Below are 5225 nucleotides of genomic sequence, written 5' to 3'. Positions count from 1 at the left end.
ATGCCAGTCAGCTTAACTGACTGGCATTAGCCGAAAGGCGCCTTTTTTTATATTTAAAATAGGTGTTAGTTAGCCATTGTTTAATTGGGTGTGACTAAAGGCTTGTAAGGTTGAACAATCGCTAGTCATTGCTTTTAGGTGAGCGTCGGCACGAGGGAGTAAACGGGTATTAAAAAAGTCCGCGCACTGCTTTTTACTTGCTGCTAATTTAGCGTTGCCTGTTTGCGCGGCCACATCCGCCATACTTGTCCAGCATACGCTCAGTAAGCTATAGGCAGTGAAAGAAAGGTAATCATACGCGGCAGCGGCCATTTCTGTTGCCGACATATCCAGGCACGCCAAAGAGGCGTCATGCCAGTTGTCCAACACCCCTTGAGCAGAGGCTTGAGCCGTGGGATCTTTAATGGCTGCGATGATATCGGCAAAGACCGAAAAGGTTACTTTCATCTTTTCACCTTTGTCACGCACAAGCTTTCTACCAATTAAATCTCCAGCCTGTATACCATTGGTGCCTTCGTACAACAGTGTAATGCGAACATCACGCATCAATTGTTCCATGCCCCATTCACGAATATAACCATGACCACCGAAAACCTGAATACCTAAACTGCTGCTTTCCAGTCCTATATCGGTAAAAAACGCTTTGCATATAGGGGTTAAAAATTGCAGTAAACTTTGTGCCTTTTGTTGGTTTTCGTCGTTGCCAAAATGGGCGATATCCATGTGTTTAGCATAAAGCAGGCTAAGTGCTCGGCAGCCTTCTGTCAGTGATTGCTGGGTAAGCAGCATACGGGCAACATCTGGCTGGTAAACAATGGGGTCGGCCTTGCTTTGTGGCTGAACCGCACCTTGGGGCGCCCGGCTTTGAAGTCTTTCAGTGGCGTAGTCCAATGCCCCTTGAAAGGCCGCTTGAGCGGCGCCTAGCCCCTGAATGCCGACTTGAAACCTAGCATCATTCATCATGGTAAACATACAGGCAAGCCCCTGATGGGGCTCGCCGATAAGCCAGCCAGTTGCATTATCAAAATTCATGACGCAGGTGGGGCTGGCTTTGATCCCCATCTTATGTTCAATGCTACCCACCGAAAGGGTGTTGGCCTGAGCGGGCTCACCGTGCTCATCAAGTAAGTATTTGGGGACGAGAAATAAGCTGATGCCTTTTACTCCGGCCGGAGCATCCGGCAGGCGGGCAAGTACCAGATGGATAATGTTCGATGTCCAGTTTTGATCCCCGGCAGTAATAAAAATCTTACTGCCTGAAATGGCATAGCTGCCATCATCCTTTGGTACTGCTTTGGTGGCCAGTAACGCCAGATCCGTGCCGGCTTGCGGTTCGGTGAGGTTCATTGTACCTGTCCATTCACCACTGACGAGTTTGGGTAAGTAAGTCTCTTTGAGATGATCACTGGCATGGCGGTTTACAGCCAGTACCGCACTTTCTGTGAGCATGGTGGTGAGCCGCCAACTTAAATTGGCCGAATTTAGCATTTCATGAATAGGAACGGCCATGGTGTAGGGCAAGCCCTGACCGCCGTACTGTTCTGGCCCGAGCATGGCATTCCAGCCGTTGGCGACATAGTCCTGATAGGCCTCAGCAAAGCCCGGAGGGGTAACCACCTGACCATCGGTGAGTGTGCAGCCGGTTTCATCCCCTGGGCGGTTTAATGGTGCCACAACATCTTGCGCAAACTTTGACCCTTGGGCAATGACTTCACTGACTAAATCGGCATCAAAATCCTGCAGGCCAAGTTGCTTATAATGCTCATTCAGCGACAACCAGTCCTCAAGAAGAAAGGTAAAATCCGTAAGGGGGGCATGGTATTCAGGCATTGATGACTCCAATTAAAACGCTTGTTTGAATTTTTAACATTATAGACATAAATTCACAAATTAAAGTAGTGAATAAATGGCTTTTTACTTTTTTGCCATCAACAGGCATGCTTAAGGTTAGTTGCTAGCAATGTGAACAAATCAAGTGAGGCTTAAAGTGAACGATAATTCACCTGTTTGCGTGGTCACCGGTGGGAGTTTAGGGATTGGCTTGGCGGTGGTTAAAAAGTTTGTCGCCGAGGGATACCGGGTTTTCAATCTCGATATACGTGATTTTGATACGCCTGTTGCCCAAGCTACCTGGTTGCCCTGTGATGTTACCAATATTGACGAGGTCAACGGTGTTATCGCCGCCCTTGCCACTGATACTCAACAAATTGATGCATTAATCAGTAATGCTGGCAAGCATGTGTCTGCCACCATCGAAGACACCTCGCCGGAGTTACTTGATGAGTTGTTTGCACTCAATGTAAAGGGCGCATATGCCGTGGTCCGAGCGGTGCTGCCGGTGATGAAACTGGCTAATCAAGGGGCTATTGTGTTTATGGCCTCGGATCAAGCGCTGGTGGGGAAACACAACTCTTTTGCGTATAATTTAACCAAAGCTGCACTGGCATCGATGGCGAAAACCACGGCGCTTGATTATGCCTCCTTTAATATACGCGCCAATGCTGTATGCCCAGGGACCATTGATACCCCCTTGTACCATCAGGCCATTGAAAACTATGTGAATAAAAGCGGCGCAGATATTCATCAGGTACACAAAGAAGAAGCGGCGGCCCAACCCCTTGGCCGCTTAGGCACGCCCGAAGAAGTGGCTGAACTGACGTTTTTCCTAGCCAGTGAGAAAGCGGCTTTTATTACCGGAAGCTTGCATAGCATTGATGGGGGCTATACCGCCCAGTGATCGAGATTATTGACAGTCACCTGCATTTTTTTGCTCTGGATGAAGGGCACTATGGGTGGTTAAAGCCTCAAAATCCACCCCATTGGCCGGATAAACACAAACTGGTTCGGTCGGTGTCTGAGTCAGATTTACAGCTCCATGAGCCGCTTTCTTTGGCGGGGTTTGTGCATATTGAGGCGGGGTTTGATAATACCAAACCCTGGCGAGAAATTGACTGGTTAGCCCAGCATTGCCAGCGGCCTTATGCGGCGGTGGCGTTTTGGGATCTCTTGGCTGCAGAAGCTGAACAGACACTAGAGGCATTGCTACAGCGCCCTAAAGTGAGTGGTGTGCGATATATATTGGATGATGATGGTGTGGCGATTCTCAGTCATCCTTTAATCGCGCAACGTTTTGCTTTACTGCAAGAGGCCGGATTAGGTTTTGACGTTCAACTTCCCTTGTCAGCAACCGCCAGTGTACAGGCCCTGTTAAGCCTTATTCGCCAGTTTCCCGGCGTACGTTTTATTATCAATCATGCCGGCTTTCCATTTCATGATACCCATTCGCAAAATCCCTGGCGGCAAAGCCTTAATGAATTGGCAAAAAGCCCCAATGTGGCCATTAAATTATCGGGTTGGGAAATGCAAGACAGGCAGTGGAGTAAAGAAAGCGTTCGCCATGTTATGGCGTATGTGCTTGATGTGTTTGGCCACGAACGGGTCATGCTGGGCAGTAATTTTCCCCTTTGCCTTTGGCACAGCAGTTACAAGGATTTTTGGCAAACTATGGTGTCTCTTGTGGCGCCAGATACACGCAATCAAGTGGCATGCACTAATGCACGCCACTGGTATCAAATCTCAGGCTAAGCCGGTGAAGGCGTGGCCCGTTTTTGGCTTTATTTGAGTGCCGTAATGGTCATATTCGGTGAGCGATAAATAATATCGTCATTTAAGTCTATGCCAATTCCCGGTGTGTCGGGGGCTTCAATGAAACCATTCACCGGCTGGGGATCTTGAATACACAATTCACGATTCCAGTCTTTGGTGGCATAGGTATGATGTTCGTGGATCAAGAAGTTAGGAATTGCGGTTTCCAGATGTAAACTGGCCGCAGTGGCTACAGGTCCGCCGCAGACGTGGGCTTGAATACGCACATCGTAGACATCAGCATAATCACACACTTTTTTGGTTTCTGTAAAACCACCACATAAGCCCACATCCGGTTGCAGCACATCCACCGACTGATCTTCCAGATAAGGGCGAACGCCCCAACGGTTGTACAAGCGTTCTCCACCAGCAATGGGCACATTAACCCGCTTGGCGACTTTATCGTGAACCTTTGAGTTAAGGTAGTTTACCGGCTCTTCATAATACAAACAGCCAATTTCTTCGACGATGTCACCCAGTTGGATGGCAGTGGAAGCGCCCAATAAACTGTGGCATTCAAAAATAATATCGCCCTCATCACCCATGGCATCGCGAATGGCCTGCAAACGGGCCTTAAAGAGCTTCATTTCTGCCCGAGAAAATAGCTTGGTGCGATCATAATGGGTTACACCGTCTTTGTCGTATACGATGGGATCCACTTTTACTGCGGTGTAACCTTCTGCCATGGCCTTTTCTGCGGCTTTACCGTAATCGGCAGGATCATTGAGTTTGGTGATTTCCGTATCCCAGTCGAACTGTAGTTGACTGGCATAGGAGCGTAATTTGCCGTTGGTTTTACCGCCGAGGAGCATGTATACCGGTTGGTTTAGCGCTTTGCCTTTTATATCCCATAACGCGGTATCGATGGCACTCATGGCTGAATAAATTACAGGTCCGCCACCCAAGCCCCAGAAGCTTTCTCGCAGCATGCGTGCCCACAGACCTTCAGTGTTAAAGGCATCCCAGCCAATGAGCATGGCTTCGGCTATTTCTTTAATCATGTGTGCCGCGGCACTATGACCTAAATCATAAGCAAGACCGGCTTCCCCTACGCCGGTGATCCCTTCATCGGTGTAAATACGCACAAACACGGGGTTCCACATAGGCCGCTTGGGGCACTCAATGTCAAAAATTTCTACTTTGGTAATTTTCATTTTGATTCCTGATTAGCTGTACGGTGACGGCGGATTACCACCGTCAGCGTGAATTATTCACAGAAGGTGGGATCCAGTTTATAGGCTTTTCTTAACATGGACGGCCACGCCTTTTGTCCACCGGTTTCCCCAGAATGTACAACACTGGCTTGGTCATAAATTCCTTTTACAATGGGGTCGGGGATTTCGATAACATCACCGCCAGCTTGCATTAGCGCCAGTTGGATATCGCAGGCCCGTTCCAAATCATAAAAGCGCATAAAGGCATCGCCTACCGTAGGACCAACCGTAAGGCCGCCATGGTTGGGCAATAACATATGATTGGTGTTACCTAAATCGGTCTGTAACCGTTTTCTCTCATTGCTATTTACCGCCAATCCTTCGTAGCTGTGGTAACTGAGGGAGGGCAAAGAGAATAGTGAGTAC

Annotated in this window: 5 protein-coding genes; 2 read left to right on the top strand and 3 right to left on the bottom strand. The window is 48.6% G+C overall.

Annotation, left to right across the window (positions count from 1 at the left end; all coding sequences use genetic code 11):
• Window positions 1-69 precede the first annotated feature (69 nt).
• A complete protein-coding gene (locus tag V5298_RS19700; protein ID WP_332933130.1) occupies window positions 70-1830 on the bottom strand; it encodes an acyl-CoA dehydrogenase family protein in 1761 nt (586 codons plus the stop codon).
• Between the two features lie 157 nt (window positions 1831-1987).
• Between V5298_RS19700 and V5298_RS19695 the strand changes: the two genes are divergently transcribed.
• Together V5298_RS19695 and V5298_RS19690 are read left to right on the top strand one after the other, a co-directional pair.
• Entirely contained in the window at window positions 1988-2737 is a 750-nt protein-coding gene (locus tag V5298_RS19695) for an SDR family oxidoreductase (protein WP_332933129.1), read from the top strand.
• On the top strand, window positions 2734-3585 hold the full coding sequence (locus tag V5298_RS19690; RefSeq protein WP_332933128.1) for an amidohydrolase family protein: 852 nt from the start codon (window positions 2734-2736) through the stop codon (window positions 3583-3585). The genes V5298_RS19695 and V5298_RS19690 overlap by 4 nt, the downstream gene beginning before the upstream one ends.
• A gap of 29 nt (window positions 3586-3614) precedes the next feature.
• Here the strand turns inward: V5298_RS19690 and V5298_RS19685 are convergent, their stop codons facing one another.
• Both V5298_RS19685 and V5298_RS19680 read right to left on the bottom strand, forming a co-directional pair.
• A complete protein-coding gene (locus V5298_RS19685) occupies window positions 3615-4799 on the bottom strand; it encodes a mandelate racemase/muconate lactonizing enzyme family protein (RefSeq protein ID WP_332933127.1) in 1185 nt (394 codons plus the stop codon).
• Window positions 4800-4852: 53 nt separating this feature from the next.
• A partial coding sequence (locus V5298_RS19680; protein WP_332933126.1) for a class II aldolase/adducin family protein occupies window positions 4853-5225 on the bottom strand: 373 nt, incomplete at its 5' end.

Origin of the sequence: Alteromonas sp. 14N.309.X.WAT.G.H12, assembly GCF_036697315.1 — a bacterium.
GTDB lineage: Bacteria > Pseudomonadota > Gammaproteobacteria > Enterobacterales > Alteromonadaceae > Alteromonas.
The sequence above is the reverse complement of the archived record's forward strand: the minus strand, read 5'-3'. Positions and strand labels throughout refer to the sequence as shown.

Excerpts from the sequence above, each read along its gene's own strand:
- V5298_RS19685 (WP_332933127.1), bottom strand. The coding sequence starts at position 4,799 with ATGAAAATTACCAAAGTAGAAATTTTTGACATTGAGTGCCCCAAGCGG.
- V5298_RS19700 (WP_332933130.1), bottom strand. The coding sequence starts at position 1,830 with ATGCCTGAATACCATGCCCCCCTTACGGATTTTACCTTTCTTCTTGAG.